The following is a 22573-nucleotide window of genomic DNA, read 5'->3' as shown; positions in this document are numbered from 1 at the left end:
GGAATTGCCCCCGCTTTATTATTTTCCGCTTTTAACGGCAAGCCCCGCCGCTTTTTCATAGGCGGCCTGCAGCTTTCTCGTCAGCTCTCCCGGCTTGCCATCACCAATTATTTGATCTTCCACTTGAATAATCGGAATAATAGATGACGTGGTGCTGGTGAGAAACATTTCTTCTGCTTCAGCGATATCGTTAATAGAAAACGCTTTTTCTACAAACGGAATGCCAAGCGCGCTGCAAAATTGCTTTACTTTCATGCGGACAATGCCGTTTAAAATGCGCTCTGTCGCCGGATGGGTGTATATGTTTCCATCTTTGACTAGAAAAATGTTCGAAGAGCTGCCTTCGGTAATGATGCCGTCGCGGTGAAAGATGGCTTCAAACGCTTTTCGCTCCACGGCTTCCTGTTTGGCAAGCACGTTTGGCAGCAAGTTTAAACTTTTGATGTAGCAATATTCCCAGCGGACATCTTTTGTCAAAATCGCCCGCACGCCTTGTTCGATTTCATTGATTTTTCTTGGCATTTCCCGAATATAGGCGTACAAATTCGAACGATTCTCGGTCGGAAACGCGTGGTTGCGCGGGAAGCTCCCCCTTGTCACCTGAAGATAGAGAATCGCATCTTCTTTGACGTCGTTTATTTCCCGCAGCTGTTCGAGTTTTTCCATCAGCACATCTTTGTCAAAAGGAACAGAAAGGCGAATCGACGCGGCGGAACGATATAGGCGGTCGATATGCTCCTCGAGCAAAAAGTACATTCCTTGATAGATGCGTGTGACTTCGTAAATACCATCACCAAACTGCAATCCCCGCTCTTCCATTGGATAGGTTACTTCGTGGTAGGGGAGAAATTGTTTTTCGGTTAGTACATATGGTTTTAAGGTCATCGGTTTCAGCTCCTTTTTTCATCGGTATAAAATTTTATTTATTTTCAGTATATCACGAATAAAAATATTCCGGTCGAAGCACGATGAATTGGTCATTGCGAAAAATAAACAATTTTTAGATAATATTACATAAAGCTAGACAGAAACGGGGGGATTCATCGTGGAAACAACATTAGCAGCGGGCAAATCATCGCAGTTTCGCCAAGGAGTGCAAGCAGGAGTAACCATTGCCATTGGCTATATGCCGATTGCGCTTACGTTTGGCTTGCTTGCGAAAACAACGGGGCTGACGCTTGCAGAAACGATTATGATGAGCGCGATCGTGTACGCAGGTGCTTCACAATATATCGCGTTAAATTTGCTTACCATCGGTACGGGAGCGTTTGAAATTGTACTGACGACGTTTATTTTAAACATTCGTCATTTTCTTATGTCCGCTTCGCTAAACGAAAAAGCGGAACCGGACGTGCTTTGGAAAAAAGCGCTCTATGCGTTCGGAATTACGGATGAAACGTTCTCCGTAGCGGCAATGAAAGAAGGAACGGTCAACTCCCCATACATGTTCGGCCTCGGTTTGACGGCGTACGGAAGCTGGGTTATTAATTCGGCGATCGGATATGTTGTTGGGGCAAGCTTGCCGCAAAGCTTGCAAGAAAGCATGTCGGTGGCGTTATATGCAATGTTTATTGGCTTGCTTGTTCCGGCGTTGAAAAAGCAGCGGAAAACGATTTTGCTTGCGGGGATGGCGGCGGTGATTAATTCCATATGCACGCTTTTTTTACATGTTTCCAAAGGGTGGTCGGTTGTCATTGCGACATTAGTGGCGGCAATGATCGGGCAATGCTTCGTGAAAGAAAGTGAGGAAGCACAAAATGAATAGCACGATCGTTTGGATGATTATTGGGATGGGGCTTGTGACATACATTCCGCGCATGCTTCCGCTTGTCGTGTTTCAACACGTCAAGCTGCCGCCGTTTTGGCAAGGCGTATTGAAAAATGTTCCGTATGCGGCGTTAGGAGCTCTCATTGTACCCGGCATTTTTTTCATTCAGGACGATATTTGGTTTGGTGTTCTCGGATTTGTGAGTGCACTAGTCGCCGCTTGGCTCGGGGCAAACGTCATTATCGTTGTTCTCATATCTGTCGCCGTATTAAGCGTGTATGCACTGATTTGGTAATAATGGGGCAGAATCATACATTTCAGAATAAAAAAACGGCAGGCACCTGTTCGAATCCGGAATAGGCCAGCCTGCCTTTTTTCTGTTTATAGATGAAAAAAACAAAAGATTTAAGGAAGGAGACAGCGGGCACCGTTCTGTTTTTGCCGTTATTGAAGCTCGTCCATAATCGCCTCATACACTTCCTCTACGTGAAACCGCTTTTTGCCCATGCCAAACTGTTCGATGACGCGTCCATTTTCGTCTAGCAAATAAGTGAGTGTCGTATGAATCAGCATACCGTTGCCGGGATCGCGATATTGAAAGTCGAAAGCATCGGCCACTTTTTTCGTATCGGCTTCGCTTCCGCGCAAAAACATCCAGCCTTGCTGGGCGTTGTCCACGCCGAAGGCTTTTGCGTACGTCCGCAGTTTTTCAGGAGTATCGCGCTTCGGGTCGATGGTAATTGTGATAAACTCGACCTTTTTGCCAAAAACATGCGCTTGTTCCAGTTTTGAACGCAATTTCGTCATTTGAAAGGTTGTATTTGGGCAAATATCCGGACAGTTGGTATACATAAATTCCAGCAAGCGGATCTTTGGCTTCATCTCGTTGAAATGATACTCATTTCCCCAAGCTGTTTCCATCACTACATCATCAGGCAGCCTCATCTTTGCCTGTTTGTATACAGTGAAATAAAAGATGCCGGCACCGACGCAAATAATAAACAAGCTGATCAACGATAAATACAATTTTTTCACGATGATCACTCTCCTATGCTTATCATACAAGATAATGATAACAGATACGAAAGATATTTATGACACTTCTTTGACGTTCTTAATGAAAGAAGAAGTGATTACAATAGAAATACTAATGTTGTTAAGGGAGGGCATAGCATGAAAAAATTACTCTATTGGACGCTCGCCATTTATGTGCTGTACGGGATCGGCATGGCATGGTATTTGCTCGGTGTCGCCGATATATCAATCCCGCCGCAGTGGAAAGGGACAAGCGCGGATCCCGCCACATTTCTAACGCCGAAAGAGCTAGAGTTAAGCGGGGAATATTCGCGGTGGAAAGATTTGTTGTTTTTTCTTTCTATTCCGTACGAATGGCTAATTTATTTTGGCCTATTGGCGTTTGGCGTCGCTCAGGCGCTGCGAACATGGGTAAAGCGGGCGGCGAAATGGGTTCCTATACAATCGGCGCTTTATGCGTTTTGGCTGTCTTTGATCACCACAGCGCTTTTGCTTCCCATTCAATTTGCCGTCTATCACCTTTCCCGCACCTATGGCGTCAGCACTCAATCGCTGGCCAGCTGGTTTCGCGACAGGATGACCGATTTTTTCATCCATACCGTACTGCTTGTCTTGACTGCGACGGTATTGTATTGGCTGATCCGCCGTTTTGAGCGGCGCTGGTGGCTGTATGCGTGGATGCTGTGTGTGCCGTTTATGATTTTTTTTATGTTCATTCAGCCAGTTATCATTGATCCGTTATATAACGAGTTTTATCCACTGAAAGATAAAAAGCTGGAAACAAAAATTTTAGCGCTGGCAAGCAAAGCAAATATTCCTGCCGAGCATGTATTTGAGGTAAATATGTCAGAGAAAACAAATGCATTAAACGCCTATGTCACCGGAATTGGTTCCCACGCGCGCATCGTGCTGTGGGACACGACATTGCAGCGGCTAAATGAAGATGAAGTGCTGTTTGTTATGGCCCATGAAATGGGGCATTACGTGATGAAACATATTTACTGGGGGCTTGCCGGTTATATTGTTTTAGCGTTTTTTGGACTGTGGCTCGTCGGCAAGCTGATAGGATGGAGTCTCGCCCGATGGGGAAGGTGTATCGGAATTCGCCGGTTGAGTGATATCGCTTCTTTTCCGTTGCTGTTGCTTCTAGTTTCATTGCTTAACTTTGCCGCCAGTCCGCTTGTGAATACGGTGTCGCGCTATGAAGAGCACGCGGCGGATCGATATGCGATCGAGCTGACGGGGAATAAAGAGGCGGCGATTTCTTCGTTTCAAAAGCTGACAAAAGCAGGGTTAAGCGAAGTCAATCCACCGCTTGTTGTAAAAATATTCCGTTATACGCACCCAACGATGTTAGAACGGATCGTCTTTTTAAAAGAGTATGCGCCCCCTTTGCAGGAAGAATGATGACAAAGCAGAAAGGAATTCCTTTCTGCGTATTTTTTTCAAAAATTTTAAAAAAACTGTTTTCTTTTTTGTTTTTCTGTTATATAATAACTACGTACAAATCAATAATGTATTATAACAATATAGAGATGGGGGAAGGAAAATGGCGAGTTTTACAGAACGTGTCAAACAATTAGAAGAAAGCTGGAAAAATGAAGAGCGCTGGAAAGGAATTGTCCGCCCGTACAGCGCCGAAGATGTCATTAAATTGCGCGGTTCGATTGACATCGAATATACATTGGCCCGGCGCGGAGCAGAAAAACTATGGAAATTGTTGAATAGCGAAGATTATATTAACGCGTTAGGAGCGTTAACTGGAAACCAAGCTGTTCAGCAAGTTAAAGCAGGGCTAAAAGCGATTTACTTGAGCGGTTGGCAGGTGGCGGCAGATGCAAACCTTGCCGGACAAATGTATCCGGACCAAAGCTTATATCCGGCAAATAGCGTACCACATGTGGTGAAGCGGATTAATCAAGCGCTGCAGCGCGCAGATCAAATTCAATATTTGGAAGGAAGCGGCGATATCGATTATTTCGTGCCGATTGTCGCCGACGCTGAGGCTGGATTCGGCGGCCAGCTGAACGTGTTTGAATTAATGAAGGCGATGATTGAGGCGGGAGCAGCCGGCGTCCACTTTGAAGATCAGCTTTCTTCGGAGAAAAAATGCGGTCACTTAGGCGGAAAAGTGCTACTTCCAACGCAAACAGCGGTACGTAATTTAATTGCGGCGCGTCTTGCAGCAGATGTCATGGGTGTACCGACCGTGTTAATCGCTCGTACGGATGCAAATGCGGCGAATTTAATTACGAGTGATATTGACCCGTACGACCAAGAATTTATTACTGGCGAGCGGACGACAGAAGGCTTTTACCGCACAAGAGCAGGGCTTGACCAAGCGATCGCCCGAGGCTTAGCGTATGCGCCGTATGCAGATTTAATCTGGTGCGAAACAAGCGAGCCAAACTTGGAAGAAGCGCGCCGCTTTGCAGAAGCGATTCATGAAAAATTCCCAGGCAAATTGCTTGCTTACAACTGCTCTCCATCATTTAACTGGAAGAAAAAATTGGATGATGAAACGATTGCCAACTTCCAAAAAGAACTCGCAAAAATGGGTTACAAATTCCAATTCGTTACACTCGCTGGTTTCCATACGCTAAACTACAGCATGTTCGAATTGGCGCGCGGATACAAAGAGCGCGGCATGGCAGCATATGCAGAATTGCAACAGGCGGAATTTGCTGCAGAAAAATATGGTTACACAGCTACAAAACATCAGCGCGAAGTCGGTACCGGCTACTTCGACGAAGTGGCGCAAGTGATTTCTGGCGGTCAATCATCGACGATTGCGCTAAAAGGTTCGACGGAAGAAGAGCAATTTACGACGGCATAAGGGGAAATGGGGGAGTTTTATATAAAGAAGGGCATGCTTCACATAAGCGTGCCCTTTTTCCTTTTAGGATTGTATCATTTGGAAAAAATAACGCATCCTAAGCATAGGAGGCGATCATATGGAAAAAGGACAGGAGAAAAGAGAAATGCCGTTCGAACCGGCGTTGCATTCGGAGTTCCGCATGAGCACAGATTTCCATTTTCAGCAGGCGTTTATGAACGAGGAAGCATATGCGGGAGATTCGGTCGGCGAGCATACGGCGCTCGAACAGGCGAATGAATACTTAGCGGCAAAAGAAGTTCATCAAATATTTCATAATTCTTGAACAAAACCCATGACTTTTGTTATGGGTTTTCTGTGTGATTTATAGTAAAAAATGATTTAATGTTTTTTTGAAAATATAGAAAAATATAACTATCAATGGTATGATAGAATTAGATACAATGTCGCAATAAGAGAGGAGAGAAAATAGAATGAAGGTAAATGAATTTGTCGTCCTCGATAAATTTATTATCAGTCGCTACACGATGGCGGTCTTGCCCCATCACTTTCACGGCGATTCCTATGCGAAAGTGATTGAGGAAGACGGAGAGTGTATCGTGAAAATGAGACCGATCGATATTATTAAACGAAGCTGCGACTATTATGGAGCTAGTTTTCGCGGCCGAAAAGAGGGAACGAGAGCAGTTATCGGCATTACCCATAAAGCTCCAATCGCCATTGAGCCGCTCAACGAAATTTACGTTTTCCCGACAATTTCCCCAAGTGATTCCCGCTGTGTATGGCTGTCACACATTCACGTATATAAATATGAGCCTACCAAAAATGATCAGACAATCGTTTATTTCACAAATGAAAAAAGTATTTTACTGGATGTTTCCTATCATTCTTTTGTCAATCAACTGTACCGAACAGCACAGCTTAGAACGAAGCTCTCGGAGCGGATGGAAGCAAGGGAGCGCAAATTGCAATATGTCTTTCGCATGAATCGATCGAAAGACTGGCAGCAGCAATGAATCCTCGCTAAACGATAATTACATCAATCGACTTTTCCCGCACTTGAAACAGAAAGCCATGAACGTGCCGCATCTCTAATAATGAAAATATTTCAATCATTAGCATTGTAAAGATTAGTTCAAATTCCCCGTAGAAGTGTGTAAAATAAATATATAAACATAAGGAATTTGAATGGGGAGTATACATGGACATCGAAACAATAAAACAATGGTTTACTCTCGAAAACGTACTATTGGTTCTGGAACAATACCGCTCTTTTGGAGTGCTTCCAGGAATTGTGGCAACATTGTTGGAATCATTTTTTCCCATCTTGCCAATGTTTATATTTGTGATGGCTAATGCGGCTGCATTTGGCTTATGGAAGGGATTTTTGATTTCTTGGATTGGTGCCTGCCTCGGTTCAATTCTCGTTTTTTGGCTGACGCGAAAAATCGGACAGAAACGCTTTTTTCGTTTTGTCAGCCGCCACCGGAAAGTTAGACAGTTTATGTATTGGATTGAAAGACATGGTTTTGGCCCCGTGTTTTTGTTATATTGTTTTCCCTTCACCCCATCAGCGGTGGTAAACATTGTCGCGGGATTGTCACGGATCAGCCGGCAGCAGTTTGTTTTAGCGGTATTATTAGGGAAAATGGTTATGATTTTTACCATTAGTTTTATCGGTTATGACATTGCGGCGCTTGTGAAGCAACCGTTGCGCACGATCGCGATTGCAGTTGTCATTATATTGTTATGGTACACGGGAAAAAGGGTGGAAGCGAGATTTTCGCTTACTGAGAAACAGAGCAATGAGGGAGGCGCAGAATGACAGGTGATGGGAAAATGAAGAAAAACGAAAGATGGTGGCGCAGGCTGGCTCTTTTTGCTGGGGTGCTTGCGGTGATTTTCATTCGGCTTTTTTGCTTCACCAATTATATGGTGGAAGGAAAATCGATGATGCCGACATTACAGGAAGGAAATTTGCTCATCGTCAACAAGCTAAGTTATCATATCGGGCATATTCAGCGGTTTGATGTCATTGTTTTTCATGCCAATAAAAAAGAAGATTACGTCAAACGCGTCATCGGGCTTCCAGGCGATCAAATCGCCTATAAAAACGATGTGCTGTACATTAATGGAAGAAAAGTCAATGAACCCTATTTGCAGCCATATAAGCAAAAATTGATTGACGGAAAGCTGACAGGAGATTTTACGTTAGAGGAACTGACAGGGAAAAAAAGGGTGCCGGAAGGATACATTTTTGTCCTTGGTGATAACCGGCTAAGCAGCTGGGACAGCCGCCATTTTGGATTCGTGAAAATCAGTCAGGTAGTAGGGAAAGTAGATTTGCGCTACTGGCCTGTGCGGCAGTTCGCAGTCCAGTTTTAATGAAAAAGCGGGGAACATAAAAATCGTCAATGAATGGGATGTTTGGCAGGTTGTCTCGTCATGCGTGCCGTTTGCAATATCATTTTCAAAAGAACTAGAAAAGGTATTCAGCGATGCAAATTGCGCGTGGATGCCTTTTCTTCTTTCACCGAATGGAAAATAAAACGTGTTGCGATAGCAGTGCTTTCCTTTTACACTGGTTACGTAGGAATGGAAAGGGAAGCGCACTTTTTTCTTCCAAAACACGAACATATGTGCTAAAATGAAGGAAATAATGGAAAATGAAGGTGATATCCATGTCGCTTCGATTTCTGCTAGGAAGATCAGGAAGCGGAAAAACGGCAACGTGCTTAAATGAAATTCGCCGCAAATTACAAAAAGAGCCGAAAGGAAAACCGATTATTTATCTTGTCCCGGAACAAATGACGTTTCAATCCGAATATGCGTTGATACATACACCTGGAATTGGCGGAATGATCCGCGCACAAGTATTTAGTTTTACACGGCTGGCGTGGCGGGTCTTGCAGGAAACGGGTGGAATGAACCGATATCATATTAACGATGTTGGCATGCAGATGATGATCCGCAAAATTGTGGAACATCGCAAGCAGCAACTGCAATTATTTGGGCGTGCGGTTGATAAAACCGGTTTTATTCAACAGCTTTACGACATGATTACGGAGTGTAAACGGTATTGCCTTACCCCACAGCAGCTCCGCCAACACGCACAAGAGTTGGAGGAACATCGAAAAAAGCCCGCTGAAAAAGTGCTGGCAGATAAGTTAAATGATATATCGATGATTTATGAGGAACTGGAAAAAAGTTTAGCCAATCACTATATCGATTCGGAAGACTATTTGCGGCTGCTTGCGGAAAAAATTCCGCAATCGCGCTACTTGCGCGACGCCGAGATTTATGTGGACGGCTTTCATCAATTTACTCCGCAGGAGTATATGGTGCTTGAGCAGCTGTTGATTCATTGCCGTCGCGTCACTGTTTCATTGACGGTGGATGCGCCTTATGACGAACGGCTGCCAAACGAATTGCATCTCTTTTATTTAACGGCAAAAACATACCATGACATTCGCGAAATAGCGCTGTTAAATGGGATTTCGATCGAAGATCCGGTAGTGCTAGAAGGAAATAGACGCCACCAAGAAACAGAACTCGCCCATCTTGAAGCGCATTATCATGATCGCCCCGCCGTTGTCTATTCGGAAAAGAACGATGCGATTTGCGTGTATGAAGCGTCAAACCGCCGGGCAGAAGTCGAGGCGATCGCGCGGGAAATCGTTCACCTTGTCCGCGACAAAGGCTACTGCTATCGTGATATCGCCGTCATCGTCCGCAATACGGAAGCATATCGCGATTTCATTAAAACGATTTTTTCCGATTTTCATATTCCATATTTTATGGACGAAAAAGAGCCGATGCGCCATCATCCGCTCATTGAATTGTTACGGGCAAGCATGGAAGTTGTGGCGTCGCGGTGGCGTTATGAAGCAGTGTTCCGCGCGATTAAGACCGATTTGCTGTTTCCGGTTGGCGAAGATGTAGCCGCGCTGCGCGAAGCGATGGACAAGCTGGAAAATTACGTGCTCGCGTACGGCGTGAAAGGGGACAAATGGACGAACGGCGAACGTTGGACATACCGTCGCTATCAGGCATTAGAAGGGTTGGCGATTCCGCAGACGGACGAAGAGAAGCAATATGAAGAAAAGCTGAATCAATGGCGCGAGATGGTGGCATCTCCGCTTCTACGGCTCGAGCGCCGCATGCGGCGGGCAAAAGACGGACGAGGCCTTTGCGAAGCGGTTTATCTATTTTTAGAAGAATTGCAAATTCCTAAAAAGCTGGAGAACATGAGCAAAGAGGCACAAGAGCAGGGAAAACTCGTCGAAGCAAGACATCATGAACAAGTATGGAACGCGGTGATCGATTTGCTCAACCAGTACGTGGAAATGCTAGGGGATGAAACGCTCCCTGTTACGGAGTTTGCGAACATTATTGAAACGGGTCTCGACCGTCTTGAATTTGCGCTTGTCCCGCCGGCAATGGATCAAGTGATTATCGCGCAGCTGGATCGCTCGCGCCTCATCGATATCAAATGTGCATTTGTGATCGGAGTCAATGACGGGGTGATTCCGGCCAAAGCAAAAGAAGACGGGTTGATCGCCGAGGCGGAGCGGCAGCTATTGCACGAGCTGGGCGCGCGAGTAGCTCCGGGCGGGAGAGAGCAATTATTTTATGAACCTTTTTTCATCTATTTGGCATTAACGTGTCCAAGCGAACGCCTATATGTCACTTATCCGCTTGCCAATGAAGAAGGAAAAGCACTGCCGCCTTCGATCGTCATCAAGCATCTGGCTGATTTATTTCCGTATTTGCAAAAGCGTGTATGCGGAAACGATCCGCTCGATGCAGCGCCTGCGGAACAAGCATCGTTTGTGACCGCACCACGCGCGACGCAAACTTATCTCGTCGCACAGCTTCAGGCATGGAAGCGCAATTATTCCATTGCCCCGCTATGGTGGGATGTATACAACTTTTTCATCAGAGACTCAAATTGGAGAAAACAGGTGCAAAAAGCAATCTCCGGGCTATTTTATACAAATGAAACAGCGCCGTTGAAAAAAGAAATCAGCAAGCGGCTGTATGGGAAAAAAATCCAAGCTAGCGTATCGCGCATGGAACAATTTCAAAAATGCCCGTTTTCCCATTTTGCTTCCCACGGTTTACGCCTAAAGGAGCGAACCGTCTTCCGGCTTGAAGCTCCGGACATCGGCCAGCTGTTCCATTCTGCGCTGAAAATGATATCCGACCGCCTGCGCGAAGCAAACACCGATTGGCGCCATTTATCCAAACAGCAATGCGAGCGGCTGTCCATCGAAGCGGTGGAGCAGGTCGCACCACTCATTCAGCAAAAGGTATTATTCAGCTCGAATCGCTACTACTATATGAAGCGGAAACTGCAAAACGTCATCGCCAGAACGGCGCATGTGCTAAGCGAGCACGCACGGGCAAGCGGCTTTGTGCCGGTCGGTTTGGAGCTGGAGTTCGGCCCTAACGGCGTGCTTCCGCCACTATCGTTCCGTCTTCCCGATGGCACCGTGATGGAACTGGTCGGACGAATTGACCGCGTCGATAAAGCGGAGAGTTCAAGAGGGGTTTTATTGCGCGTAATTGACTATAAATCTAGCGCCAAAACGCTAGATTTAACGGAAGTATACTATGGTCTCGCCTTGCAGATGCTTACGTACTTGGATATTGTGCTGACGTATGCCGAACAGCTGGTCGGCCAAGAAGCTTTCCCTGCCGGCATCCTTTATTTCCATGTGCACAATCCGATGATAAAAAGCAATCAATTCCTGCAAGATGAAAAAGAAATCGAGAAAAAGCTGCTCGAGCAGTTTAAAATGCGAGGTCTGCTGCTAGAAGACGCGGAGGCCATCCGCTTGATGGATATGCACATCGAAGAAGGCAAATGGTCGCTCGTCGTTCCCGCACAAATTACAAAAAAAGGTGCGATTCATTCGAAATCTTCTGTTGTCAGCGAAACAGATTTCGCCTATCTGCGCCAGCATATTCGCCAGCTGTTCCAAATGATTGGCATACAAATTGTGGACGGGGCCGTTGATATCGCTCCGTACAAGCTAAAGGAACAAACTCCTTGCGAATTCTGCCCGTTTAAGCCAGTTTGCCAGTTTGACGAATCATTCCTAGGCAATCGTTACCGGCTGTTAACGCCGCAGGACAATCAGGCGATCATGAAAAAATTATCGGAAGGGAAGGACTGAAATGAACGTCACGTTTCGCCCGAAGCCGGCAGAAAGCCGTTGGACCAATGAACAGTGGAAAGCGATTGCCGCCGGCGGACAGGACATTCTTGTCGCGGCAGCGGCGGGATCCGGAAAGACCGCTGTGCTTGTCGAACGGATTATCCAAAAAATAACGGCGGAAGAAGATCCTATCGATGTAGACCGGCTGCTTGTTGTTACATTTACGAACGCGGCGGCGGCAGAAATGAAAGCAAGAATTGCTGAAGCGCTTGAACGTGAGCTGGAGAAGCAGCCAAACTCGCTCCATTTGCGGCGGCAGCTCAGCTTATTAAACCGCGCTTCGATTTCGACGATCCACTCTTTCTGTTTGGATGTGATTCGCAAATATTATTATTTCATTGACTTGGATCCTGTATTTCGCATCGCCGATGATACAGAAATCGAATTGCTGAAAGAGGAAGTGATGGAAGAGCTGCTCGAGGAGGAGTACGGCAAGACCGATAATGAGCTGTTTTTCGATGTGGTAGACCGCTATACAGGGGACCGGAGCGATGCCGAACTGCAGAAGATGATTTTAGCAATCTATGAATTTTCCCGCTCGCATCCAGAACCGCAGCAATGGCTCGATCAGTTGGCCGCCATGTATGACATCGAGGAAAATGCATCGGTGGCAGAGCTTCCATATTATTCTTATTTGAAAAAATACGTAACGATGGAGCTGTCTGCGGCAAAACGGTTCATTACAAGGGCGCTTCATTTGACGAACTTGCCGGGAGGACCGCTGCCGTACGCGGAAAATTATCGCAGTGATTTGCAGTTTATTCATCATTTAGAAACGTTGTTAGAGCAGTCATGGGACGAGCTGTATGAAGCGCTGCAGGCTTTGTCGCTATCGCGGTTGAATTCGTGCCGCGGCAATGAGTACGACCCGCAATTGATCGAAGAAGCGAAATCATTGCGCGAACAGGCGAAAAAGAAGCTGGAATTGCTGCGCGATAACGTCTTTTCCCTTCGTCCAGCCACATGGCTTCGGCATATGCGCGAGATGAAGCCGGTTGTCGAAACGATTGTGCGCTTGGTCAAGCGCTTTGCGGAAATGTTTCAGGCATATAAGCGGGAAAAGGGGATTGTCGATTTTTCCGATTTGGAGCATTATTGTTTGCAAATTTTACGCCATCCAGACTCCCCAGATGGACAGTGGCTTCCTTCCGATGCGGCTTTAGATTACCGTGCACAGTTTGCCGAAGTGCTTGTTGATGAGTATCAAGATACGAATATGGTGCAGGAGGCCATCTTGCAGCTGGTGAAAAAAGGAAATGAACACACGGGAAATTTATTTATGGTCGGCGACGTCAAACAGTCGATTTACCGTTTCCGTTTGGCAGAACCGCTGTTGTTTTTAAGCAAATATAAACGGTTCACACCAGACGGAAGCCAATCAGGAATGAAAATTGATTTAGCGTGCAACTTTCGCAGCCGCTCCGAAGTGCTGCATGGGACCAACTTTATCTTTCAGCAAATCATGGACGAGAACGTCGGCGAGATGGATTATGATGAAGCGGCACAATTAAAATATGGAGCCACTGACTATCCTGATTACGAGCAGGCTGTTCCGGAATTCATCATCGTAGACCGAAGCAGCAAGGATGGGGAAGAAACGGAAGAATGGAATGCCGGCGACTTGGCGCTGTCGGAACTTGAAGCGCGCGTGATGGCGAAAAAAATAAAGGAAATCGTTTCCAAGCCGTTTTATGTGTATGACCGCAACATAAAACAAATGCGCCGCGCGATGTATCGGGATATTGTCATTTTGCTGCGGTCGATGACAAACGCGCCGCAGATCATTGAAGAATTTCGCGCGCATGGCATTCCGGTGTATGCGGACTTATCTTCCGGCTATTTTCAGGCGACGGAAATATCGATTATGCTGTCTCTGTTAAAAGTGGTCGACAATCCGTATCAAGATATACCGCTTGCCGCCGTGTTGCGTTCGCCGATCGTCGGCTTAAACGAAAATGAGTTAGCGCTGATTCGCATTAGCGATAAAAAAGGGACATTTTATGAGGCAATGATGGCCTTTTTACAGAAACCGGCAGAGAGTACAGAAGAAGAAAGGCTGCAGGAAAAATTGCGTTCGTTTGTCGAACAATTACAACAATGGCGGTCGATGGCGCGGCAGCGTTCACTGGCCGATGTGATTTGGCAGCTGTATCGGGATACGCAGTTTTACGATTTTGTCGGCGCCCTGCCTGGAGGAAAACAGCGGCAGGCGAATTTGCGCGCTCTTTATGACCGAGCCCGCCAATATGAGACAACGTCGTTCCGCGGATTGTTCCGTTTTTTGCGGTTTATCGAGCGCCTGCAAGAACGGGGGGATGATTTGGGCGCGGCACGCACCCTTGGCGAGCAAGAAGATGTTGTGCGGATGATGACGATCCACGGCAGCAAAGGGCTCGAATTTCCGATCGTGTTTGTAGCCGGATTAGCCCGCCCGTTTCATATGCGCGATTTACACGGCCCATATTTGCTTGATAAAGAACTCGGCTTTGCTTCGCGCTTTGTGGATCCGAAGCTTCGCATCAGTTATCCGACATTGCCGCAAATGGCGATCCGGGAGAAAAAACGGCTTGACTTTTTGGCGGAAGAAATGCGGATTTTATATGTGGCGTTAACAAGAGCGAAAGAAAAATTGTATTTAGTCGCTGCCGTAAAAGATGCGGAAAAAGAAATAGCCAAATGGAAAAGCGCCGCAACGGAAGAAGGATGGCTCTTGCCTGATGATGTCCGCGCTTCCGCCCGCTGTTATTTAGATTGGATCGGAAGAGCGCTTATCCGCCATCGCGATGGAAAGCGGCTGGCGGATGTGCCCGGTGTGTGCGAAAAAATCGCTTCCCACCCGTCCACCTGGCATATGGAAGTCATTCCGGCGAGTCAGTTAAACGATGAAAATGCGGAAGCGGACCAGGCAAATGAACAAATAATGTCTGCGCTAAAAAAGGGAGATCCGGTCCCGAACATAGGGGAACGGAAAGAGGAAATAGAGCGCCTTCTTTCGTGGCGGTACGCGTATGAAAAAGAAACGATGGTGCGTGCCAAGCAAACGGTATCGGAGTTAAAGCGGCAGCGTGACATTTTCGGGGAAAACGCGGACCGGCTGCTGCTTCAGCACACTTTCGCGCCGATTTTTGAACGTCCGCTGTTTATGCAGGAGAAAAAATTGACACCGGCGGAAAAAGGGACGGCAATGCATATCATTATGCAGCATGTAGACATAACCGCACCGGTTACTGAATCGTCTGTTCGCGAGCAAATCGCAAAGCTCGTGCAACGGGAGCTGCTGACCCATGAACAGGCGGAAGCGATCGATGTTTCCAGCGTTGTCGCGTTTTTCGCAACAGACATTGGTCAGCGCTTGTGTGCCGCTGCCGAAGTGTACCGCGAAGTTCCGTTTAGCTTCGCGCTTTCGGCCAAAGAAGTATACGGCGAAGGCATTGGTGAAGAAAGACAAGTGTTGGTGCAAGGGGTGATTGACTGCCTGTTTGCCGACGAAAAAGGGCTTGTCTTAATCGATTTTAAAACGGATACGGTCACCAATCGGTTTGACGGCGGATGGAGTGAAGCGAAGCAGGTGATTATATCCCGATATGAAACACAAATGCGTTTATACCGTCGCGCTGTCGAACAAATTTGGCGCACCCGTGTTGATGAATGCTATTTATATTTATTTGATGGATCGCATCTTCTTTCCGTTTAAAAAATGGTAAAAGGGGGAGGGCAGTGATGCGCATTTTGCATACCGCGGACTGGCATTTGGGGAGAACGCTGGAAGGAAGAAGCCGGCTGCCGGAGCAGGAGCAGTTTTTAGATGAACTAGCGGACATCGTTGAGCAAGAAAACATTGATGTCATATTAATGGCAGGCGATGTGTTTGATTCGGTAAATCCTCCGGCAGCGGCGGAACAGTTGTTTTACGAAAGCCTTGCTCGCCTTTCCGACAAAGGAAAACGGCCGATCGCGGTGATCGCCGGCAACCACGATCACCCGGAGCGCATTAGCGCGGCGCGCGCTTTACTCGATGATTACAACATCTTTTTGCTCGGTTGGCCGGATACGTCCGTCTATCGTATTGATGTGCCGGCGTGCAACGAAACGATGCTACTTGCCCCGCTTGCCTATCCGTCCGAATCGCGCTTGGCGCAACTGCTGTCAAAAGAACATTCCGAGGCGGCACTACGCGATCGGTATGATGAGCGAATCCGCCAGTTATTTGCCGTCATGGCCGCTTCTTTTACGGAAAAGACGGTTAATATCGCCATGAGCCACCTTTATGTGGCGGGAGGAAGCACCTCGGATTCGGAGCGGCCGATCGAGGTCGGAGGCGCTTATACAGTAGCTGCGACAAGCCTGCCAAAACAAGCGCAGTATGTTGCGCTCGGCCATTTGCACCGGCCGCAGGATGTCAAACGCGCAGAAACGGCGGCCCGCTACTCGGGATCCCCGCTTGCCTATAGCTTTTCCGAATCGGGATATGCTAAATCGGTGACGATCGTCGATGTAAAGCCGGGAGCAAAAGCGGCCGTTTCGGAAATTCCTCTCTCTTCCGGCAAGCCGCTTGTGAGATGGAAGGCGACGGACGGGCTTATGCAAGTGTACCGCTGGTGTGAGGAAGGAAAAGACGCGTCGAGTTGGATTGATTTAGAGATCCACCTTTCCGAGCCGCTGACAATGGAAGAAATTTACCGTCTGCGCAAGCTGCATCCCGGTTTTGTACATATTCGTCCAGTTTTCCCAGATAAAGAAGAGCATGACACCGGTGTAAAACAAGAGCAATTGTCATTAGAGGAAATGTTCCGCCGCTTTTATGAACGCCAAACGGGCGGGCATAAACCGGATGACGAGCTTGTCCGCCTCTTTTTAGAGCTGGTGGCGGACGGGGAAGAAGAGGGGGAGACGGAAGAATGAAGCCAGTTTCGTTGACGATCGCGGGGCTGCATAGCTTCCGCGAGAAGCAGACGATCGATTTTCAATCTTTATGCGAAGGCGGCGTTTTCGGTATTTTCGGCCCGACGGGAAGCGGCAAATCGACGATTTTAGATGCGATGACGCTCGCCTTGTTCGGCAGTGTCGAACGGGCGCCAAACCACACACAGGGGATCATGAACCACGCGGAAAACGAGCTGTTTGTTTCTTTTACCTTCGAATTGGAAAATGCGTCTTGTGCAAAGCGATATACGGTAGAGCGCAGCTTTAAAAGAGGGGACGAATGGCGGATAAAAAGCTCCGTCTGCCGCTTGATCGAGCACGGCGAGGAGCCGGTGGTGCTTGCTGATAAATTGACGGAAGTCAATAAGGAGATCGAGCAGCTGCTCGGGTTGACGATGAAAGATTTTACGCGCGCCGTCGTGCTGCCGCAGGGGAAATTTGCCGAGTTTTTATCACTAAAAGGCGCTGAACGGCGGCAAATGTTGCAGCGTCTTTTCCATTTGGAACCGTATGGCGACCAGCTAAATAAAAAGTTAAAAGAAAAATTGGCCAGTGTTTCGAACGAGTGGAACGAGGTGGCTGCTGAAAAAGCCGGTTTGGGCGATGCTTCCAAAGAAGCATTGGAACAGGCAAAACAGCAATTCAACACCTTGCAGGGATTATTGCAAAAGCGGAAAAAAGAGTTGCATGATATGGAGAGAACGGTAGAACGGGCCAGACAGTTATGGACGTGGCAAAAGGAAAAAGAAGAGCTTGAAGCGGAGCTGGCGCGTTTTGCCGAGAAAGAACGACATATTCGTCTATTGGAAACAAAAAAAGAACGGGCGGAGCAGGCCGAGCGGATATGGCCGTACTGGGAACAGTATGAAAAAGCGCTTCGTTTTATGGAAGCTGCTTTCGCCAAACAAAAGGAGTTGCAGCATAAGCTTGCACAGGCAAAGGTGCTTTACGGACAAGCGATGCGCCGTTATGAACAAATTCGCGAAGAAAAGGCTTCCCAGGAGCCGCGCCTGTTGGCTAAAAAAGAGCAGCTGGCGCAGGCAAAACAATTGGCAATGCAAATCCGCGCGCTGGAAGCGGAAGTTCACGAGCTTAAAAAACAAAAACATTCAATCGAATTAGAGAAACAAAAAGCGGCGGAGCAGCGCGGGGAAGCAGAAAGATGGTATGAGCGCGGCTTAGCGAAACAGCAAATGCTGAAAGAAGAGCTGCAAAAGCATGTTCGTTCACTAGAACAAAAAGAGCGGATCGAGCAGGCGCATGATGAAAAACTGCAAATCGAAAGAGCGGCAGACGCACTCCGCCATGCGCAGCAACTGCTGGCGCAAAAGGAGCAGACACGGGAGCAGGCAAACAGAGAATGGGAAAAAAGAAAGCGGTATGCAGAAACAGCAAAAGAGAAATTACATATTTTATTTCAGCGCATTGAAAAAACATATCATTCGGTTTGCGAGCGGCAATGGCAGTTGGAGAAGCTCCTATACCGGTACGAACAACAGCTCGAGAAAGAGCGGAAAAAAGCAGAAGAGGCGAAAACGGCAGAACTGGCCGCCATTTTGGCCAAACAGCTCCGCCACGGAGAACCATGCCCTGTCTGCGGTTCGCGCGAACACCCTCATCCCCATGTACACGTTGACCCGGCCGATGCTCAGATGATCTTAATAATCGAGAAGCATATCAAACAAGGACAGCTCGATATGCAACAGCTGCTTTCTCTCAAAGCTCAGCTGGAGCAGCTCGCGCAGTTTGTCGGCAATGAATGGACCTTTGCGCGTTTGGATGTTAGCCAATGGAAGGTGGAAGAGGACGTCAATATTACCGTGGAAGCGAAGGCGCTGCAACAGGACTGTCTGCAGTTAAAGGAAGCTGTCCATCAAGCATTACAGCAATGGCGCAATGCGGAATCGGCGCAGCAGGCAACGGAGCAGGAAATCCAACTGCTGGAAAAAGATATACAACAGCTGCAGAACGAATGGCAGCGCCGTGTGGACGAATATAATCAACTAGAGACAGACTGGCGGGAAAAATATCCTGATTTTTCCCTGACAGAGATCGATGAACTGCGCCAACAAATGCGCAAGCAGGAAGAGATGGTTCGCCATTTGCAAAAACGGATTGACGACAGCGTTTCATATCTTGAAAATAAATGGCGGGAAAAAGAACGGCTGGCAGAAGAAGAGCGGAGGCTGGAAACAGAAAAAGTGCGTCTCGCTTCTTTATGCCAAACGAAACAAAAGTTAGTGGAAGAATATCGGCAACAATTAATAGAAAAGGCAGGGACAGAAAGAATCGAACCGCAGCTTCGTCAAGTAGAAGAACAACTGCAAAAGCTGCAAGCAGAAGAAGAACAAACCTATCAAACATGGCTGCACATGCAGAAACAATATCAAACGCTAGAAGCTGAGGAAAAAGCGGCTGGGCAGTCGCTAGAGGAAGGAAAAGCACGGTATGAAGAGGCGAAATCACGCTGGCTTCAAGAACTGCAAAAAACGATATTTGCTGATGAAAAAGAAGCAATAGAAGCAAAGGTTGCAGAGGAAGTATATTTCGGGTGGAAGCAACAAATCGATGACTATTGGCGGAAAAAGCAGCAAGTACAGCATCGTCTTGAACAGCTGGCGGAAGCGATGCAAGGGGAAACGATCGATAAGGAGCAATGGGAAGAGCTGCAGGCGGTATACAGAGAGATCAAGCAGCAGGTAGATGAGGCGATCCAGCAATTAGGCGCCGCACAAACGAAAGTAGAAGAGTTAACTAAAAAACATCAGCGGTTTATCGAGTTGGAGAAAAAGCAGGAGCAACTAACTGCCCTGCTCGATCGTTATAAACATTTGCAATCCATTTTAAAGGGAAACAGCTTTGTGGAGTTTATGGCAGAAGAACAGCTCATTCAAGTCACGAGAATGGCGTCGGAACGGCTGCACTCGTTAACTAGACAGCGCTATTCGCTTGAAATCGATTCACAAGGAGGGTTCTTGATCCGCGATGACGCCAACGGCGGCGTCAAGCGGCCGGTGACCACTCTATCAGGAGGGGAAACGTTTTTAACATCATTATCGCTTGCTTTGGCGTTATCGGCGCAAATTCAGTTACGCGGAGAATATCCGCTGCGGTTTTTCTTTTTGGATGAAGGGTTTGGCACGCTTGATGCTGAGCTTCTTGACACCGTGATTTCCGCGCTCGAGAAACTTCATACACAGAGGCTGTCCGTTGGAGTCATTAGCCATGTGCAGGAAATTCGCTCCCGGTTGCCGAAACGGCTGATTGTCGAGCCGGCAGAGCCGGGGGGACGCGGAACGCGAGTGAGATTAGAAGTAATGTAACTACCGTATACATGCAAAGCCGCCTGTTTCTTTTTGAAACGGCGGCTTTGCTAGTTATTGGCGGCGACATTGCTGTCAAACGTGTCAGGGTCAAACGAGTTGGTCAAACTGATGCCATTATTGGTAATGACAAAATCTCCGGTATTAAATCCTCCCGAACCAGCTTGCGTTTTTGTTGCGACTTTTGGAGCGATATACAGGCAATCCCCCATTTGGACAACCGCTCCGCTGCTGACATTATTAATTTTAATTGGTCCGACGACAGAAGGCATTATTTCTCATCCTTTACCATTGGTGGGGTTGTTTGTGTATTTCCCATAGAAGGTTCTGAAGAATTCGGCGCAAGCTGGCGGATATGTTTAATTCTTGCTTCCGCATCAACGGTAGATGTTGAACCGATATGCACCACACCGGCAGTGGAAACCGCTATTACACGAATGGAACGGACGGAGATAACGGGAGATTGATGGAGTGTTTGCAGCGAAATGTTGCGGCAGTCCGATTGAATTTTTGGAATCGGTTTTGTAAAAACTGGAAAGATGTTTTCCCCTTCGTTTCCAAAAAACAGCTCATATTGTCGCTGGACAGCTAAAACACGAGCACGGGAATTAATTTTTTGTGAATCTCCAATCTGTAAAACGGAACTAAAAAGGACCGTTTCCCCATGAAATAATTGGACGATCGATGTTCGTTTCATCATCGCCCTCCTCCTGGGATGAGCGGAACGAACGGCCCGATGATTAATGATTCTGGAGGAGTGTCAAAAGCGGACGCGAGATTAATGACATCCGCATCGCCGATTAAAAAAACGGCGGAGCTTGTTACAGCTATTAAATGAATATCTCCAACATGAACATCACGGTTGATCACAGTATAATTCATCATTCTCCTCCTTGCTTTGGCAAATGTTTTAGAAAAAGGTCAATCGATTGCTCAATATCCATCTTTACTTTTTGAAAAATTTCGTTTACGACGGTCTCATCATTGTCTGATTTAGGAACGTACCCGTTATTCATTTTTTGATGCAAATAAAAACGAATTCGTTCGTCTACTTGCCGGGCAATGTCTTGCAAAATAAAATGTCGATACGTGTCATCAAGACGATGTGCGTACTGTTTTTCGAATCTTTTTATCGTTTCCTTTGCTTCCTTTCCTAAATAAGCATGAACTTTTTCTTGAATGTTACGGAATAAGACGGGTTCCGGCTTCGGAACAACCGTTTTTTCTGGTTGAACGGCAAAATCTTCGATAACGTTGCCAACCCCGTTAGGAGTAATGCCGATATTTAACGTTCCTTCCAATGTTTCCACTTTTAGTTGATCAAATTTATATTCGATTCGTTCAATAGTGGTGCGAGGTTGCTGTTCCAGTTCTTTTAGCTGATTTTCTAGGAGGAGAAGCCGCTGTTCTAACGTCTGTATTTTTTTTGTTTGCCATGACAAATAGCGCCGTAGCTTTACCAAATAATCATATAGGAGCATAATCGTGAACTCATCCTCTCCAAAGTCCCTTCTTATTTCAATATATGGACGGCCAGTTGTTGTCATCACCATTTTCATGATTTTCTAACGGCCTGCTGAATGAAGCGGGACGAGAGGACCGACTACTTCTCCTACGAGCGGAGCGGTAGTGATCGCCTCTGGAGCGGGTTCTGTGTATCCTCCTGTGTTCATTTGCGTAGAAAGCGCTTGGATACTGCCTGCGCTGCCGATTTGCAGTACGGATGAGTTCGTGACAGAGCCAATTTTCAATTGGTAAATACATATACTTTGATTAATGTAAAAATTCAATTTCTTCTCCTCCTTTAAGCGTTGGCTACCACATTTTCATCGGCGACATCCGCGTCATTGGTATTTGTATTGCTATAATAGTTGTAAATATGCAGACCATCCCCCGTGTTAAACGAACCGGCGCCGGCAAAGGTTTTGGCAACGCTTTGGGGCGAAATCGCAAACACGTCTCCAATATGAAACACGCCGCTGCTTGAAATGCTATTTAATTTGACAACTCCGACAAATGCTGGCATAAGGCATGCACCTTTCTTTTATGTCTTACATTTAGTGTATGGGCGCAGCAGCAAAAAGGTGAGCGTTCTAATTGTTTGCCACATTGTTAGAGTCGGAGACGTCAGGATCTCCTGTGTTTGTAAAACTGACAAACGTGTTGGTTTGTAAAAAATCGCCATTATTGCTTCCGCCGGAGCCAGTGTTAGATTTTAGCGTGCTTTTCGGGGCAATTTGCAATACATCTCCAAAATTTACGGTGCCATCTCCGCTCACATGCGTAATTTTAATTGGACCGCTAACAAACGAAGGCATAGGGCTCCCCCTTTTTCTCATTGCTTACTGTCAGTGTATGAATGGGGAAGGAAAACGGTTCAAGATAGGATGGGTGTCCAAGCGAATCTATTTTTTGATCATATGCTAATCATTGAACTACCCTCGCTTTTACTTCCCTGTATTTT

Annotated in this window: 21 protein-coding genes; 12 read left to right on the top strand and 9 right to left on the bottom strand. The window is 46.8% G+C overall.

Annotated features, from left to right (window positions below; all coding sequences use genetic code 11):
• Nucleotides 1-18 precede the first annotated feature (18 nt).
• A complete protein-coding gene (dat, locus tag BV455_RS05345) occupies nt 19-885 on the bottom strand; it encodes a D-amino-acid transaminase (RefSeq protein WP_218687823.1) in 867 nt (288 codons plus the stop codon).
• 160 nt (nt 886-1045) lie between these two features.
• On the opposite strand from dat, the gene BV455_RS05340 reads away from it, so the two are divergent.
• The gene (locus BV455_RS05340; RefSeq protein ID WP_017436484.1) at nt 1046-1765 is read left to right on the top strand and encodes an AzlC family ABC transporter permease; all 720 of its coding nucleotides are present in this window, start codon (nt 1046-1048) and stop codon (nt 1763-1765) included.
• Nucleotides 1758-2063 carry an AzlD domain-containing protein gene (locus BV455_RS05335; RefSeq protein ID WP_017436485.1) on the top strand — a complete coding sequence of 102 codons (306 nt, stop codon included), beginning with the start codon at nt 1758-1760 and terminating at the stop codon, nt 2061-2063. Before BV455_RS05340 ends, BV455_RS05335 begins: the two co-directional genes overlap by 8 nt.
• Before the next feature lie 149 nt (nt 2064-2212).
• On the opposite strand, the gene BV455_RS05330 is transcribed toward BV455_RS05335, so the two are convergent.
• Nucleotides 2213-2803: an SCO family protein gene (locus BV455_RS05330; protein ID WP_017436486.1), complete on the bottom strand. Its 591-nt coding sequence runs from the start codon at nt 2801-2803 to the stop codon at nt 2213-2215.
• A gap of 138 nt (nt 2804-2941) precedes the next feature.
• Between BV455_RS05330 and BV455_RS05325 the strand changes: the two genes are divergently transcribed.
• From BV455_RS05325 to BV455_RS05280, 10 genes are all read left to right on the top strand, one after another.
• Nucleotides 2942-4210: a M48 family metallopeptidase gene (locus BV455_RS05325; RefSeq protein WP_042408638.1), complete on the top strand. Its 1269-nt coding sequence runs from the start codon at nt 2942-2944 to the stop codon at nt 4208-4210.
• Nucleotides 4211-4352: 142 nt separating this feature from the next.
• A complete protein-coding gene (aceA, locus tag BV455_RS05320) occupies nt 4353-5639 on the top strand; it encodes an isocitrate lyase (protein ID WP_042408640.1) in 1287 nt (428 codons plus the stop codon).
• A gap of 118 nt (nt 5640-5757) precedes the next feature.
• Nucleotides 5758-5964, top strand: a complete 207-nt coding sequence (locus BV455_RS05315; RefSeq protein ID WP_218687822.1) for a hypothetical protein — start codon at nt 5758-5760, stop codon at nt 5962-5964.
• Nucleotides 5965-6112: 148 nt separating this feature from the next.
• Entirely contained in the window at nt 6113-6655 is a 543-nt protein-coding gene (locus BV455_RS05310) for a competence protein ComK (RefSeq protein WP_017436490.1), read from the top strand.
• A gap of 185 nt (nt 6656-6840) precedes the next feature.
• Complete coding sequence (locus BV455_RS05305) at nt 6841-7464, top strand: TVP38/TMEM64 family protein (RefSeq protein ID WP_061579022.1); 624 nt, start codon at nt 6841-6843, stop codon at nt 7462-7464.
• Nucleotides 7461-8024: a signal peptidase I gene (lepB, locus tag BV455_RS05300; protein WP_409993674.1), complete on the top strand. Its 564-nt coding sequence runs from the start codon at nt 7461-7463 to the stop codon at nt 8022-8024. Before BV455_RS05305 ends, lepB begins: the two co-directional genes overlap by 4 nt.
• A gap of 296 nt (nt 8025-8320) precedes the next feature.
• Nucleotides 8321-11821: a helicase-exonuclease AddAB subunit AddB gene (gene addB, locus BV455_RS05295; protein WP_280638365.1), complete on the top strand. Its 3501-nt coding sequence runs from the start codon at nt 8321-8323 to the stop codon at nt 11819-11821.
• A gap of 1 nt (nt 11822) precedes the next feature.
• Nucleotides 11823-15557: a helicase-exonuclease AddAB subunit AddA gene (gene addA, locus BV455_RS05290; protein ID WP_218687820.1), complete on the top strand. Its 3735-nt coding sequence runs from the start codon at nt 11823-11825 to the stop codon at nt 15555-15557.
• A 26-nt stretch (nt 15558-15583) separates the two neighbouring features.
• Nucleotides 15584-16765: an exonuclease SbcCD subunit D gene (locus BV455_RS05285; protein WP_061579026.1), complete on the top strand. Its 1182-nt coding sequence runs from the start codon at nt 15584-15586 to the stop codon at nt 16763-16765.
• Nucleotides 16762-20109 carry an AAA family ATPase gene (locus tag BV455_RS05280; RefSeq protein WP_218687819.1) on the top strand — a complete coding sequence of 1116 codons (3348 nt, stop codon included), beginning with the start codon at nt 16762-16764 and terminating at the stop codon, nt 20107-20109. Before BV455_RS05285 ends, BV455_RS05280 begins: the two co-directional genes overlap by 4 nt.
• A gap of 50 nt (nt 20110-20159) precedes the next feature.
• Here BV455_RS05280 and BV455_RS05275 read toward each other — a convergent pair whose 3' ends face one another.
• The 7 genes from BV455_RS05275 to BV455_RS05245 all read right to left on the bottom strand — a co-directional run bounded on the left by BV455_RS05275 (nt 20160) and on the right by BV455_RS05245 (nt 22427).
• Nucleotides 20160-20381, bottom strand: coding sequence for a spore germination protein (locus tag BV455_RS05275; protein ID WP_017436497.1), 222 nt, complete (start codon nt 20379-20381; stop codon nt 20160-20162).
• Complete coding sequence (locus tag BV455_RS05270) at nt 20381-20806, bottom strand: spore germination protein GerPE (RefSeq protein ID WP_026078582.1); 426 nt, start codon at nt 20804-20806, stop codon at nt 20381-20383. The genes BV455_RS05275 and BV455_RS05270 overlap by 1 nt, the downstream gene beginning before the upstream one ends.
• A complete protein-coding gene (locus BV455_RS05265) occupies nt 20806-20991 on the bottom strand; it encodes a hypothetical protein (RefSeq protein WP_017436499.1) in 186 nt (61 codons plus the stop codon). The genes BV455_RS05270 and BV455_RS05265 overlap by 1 nt, the downstream gene beginning before the upstream one ends.
• Nucleotides 20991-21590: a spore germination protein GerPC gene (gerPC, locus tag BV455_RS05260; protein WP_026078583.1), complete on the bottom strand. Its 600-nt coding sequence runs from the start codon at nt 21588-21590 to the stop codon at nt 20991-20993. The genes BV455_RS05265 and gerPC overlap by 1 nt, the downstream gene beginning before the upstream one ends.
• Before the next feature lie 84 nt (nt 21591-21674).
• Entirely contained in the window at nt 21675-21899 is a 225-nt protein-coding gene (locus tag BV455_RS05255; protein WP_061579028.1) for a spore germination protein GerPB, read from the bottom strand.
• A 14-nt stretch (nt 21900-21913) separates the two neighbouring features.
• Nucleotides 21914-22135 carry a spore germination protein gene (locus tag BV455_RS05250; protein WP_017436502.1) on the bottom strand — a complete coding sequence of 74 codons (222 nt, stop codon included), beginning with the start codon at nt 22133-22135 and terminating at the stop codon, nt 21914-21916.
• A gap of 67 nt (nt 22136-22202) precedes the next feature.
• Nucleotides 22203-22427 (bottom strand): spore germination protein, encoded by a 225-nt coding sequence (locus tag BV455_RS05245; protein WP_017436503.1) that lies wholly within the window; start codon nt 22425-22427, stop codon nt 22203-22205.
• Nucleotides 22428-22573 lie beyond the last annotated feature (146 nt).

The organism is Parageobacillus caldoxylosilyticus (assembly GCF_019272935.1).
In the GTDB taxonomy this organism is placed as follows: domain Bacteria; phylum Bacillota; class Bacilli; order Bacillales; family Anoxybacillaceae; genus Saccharococcus; species Saccharococcus caldoxylosilyticus.
Note: the sequence above shows the minus strand (reverse complement) of the source record. Positions and strands in the feature narration are given on the sequence as shown.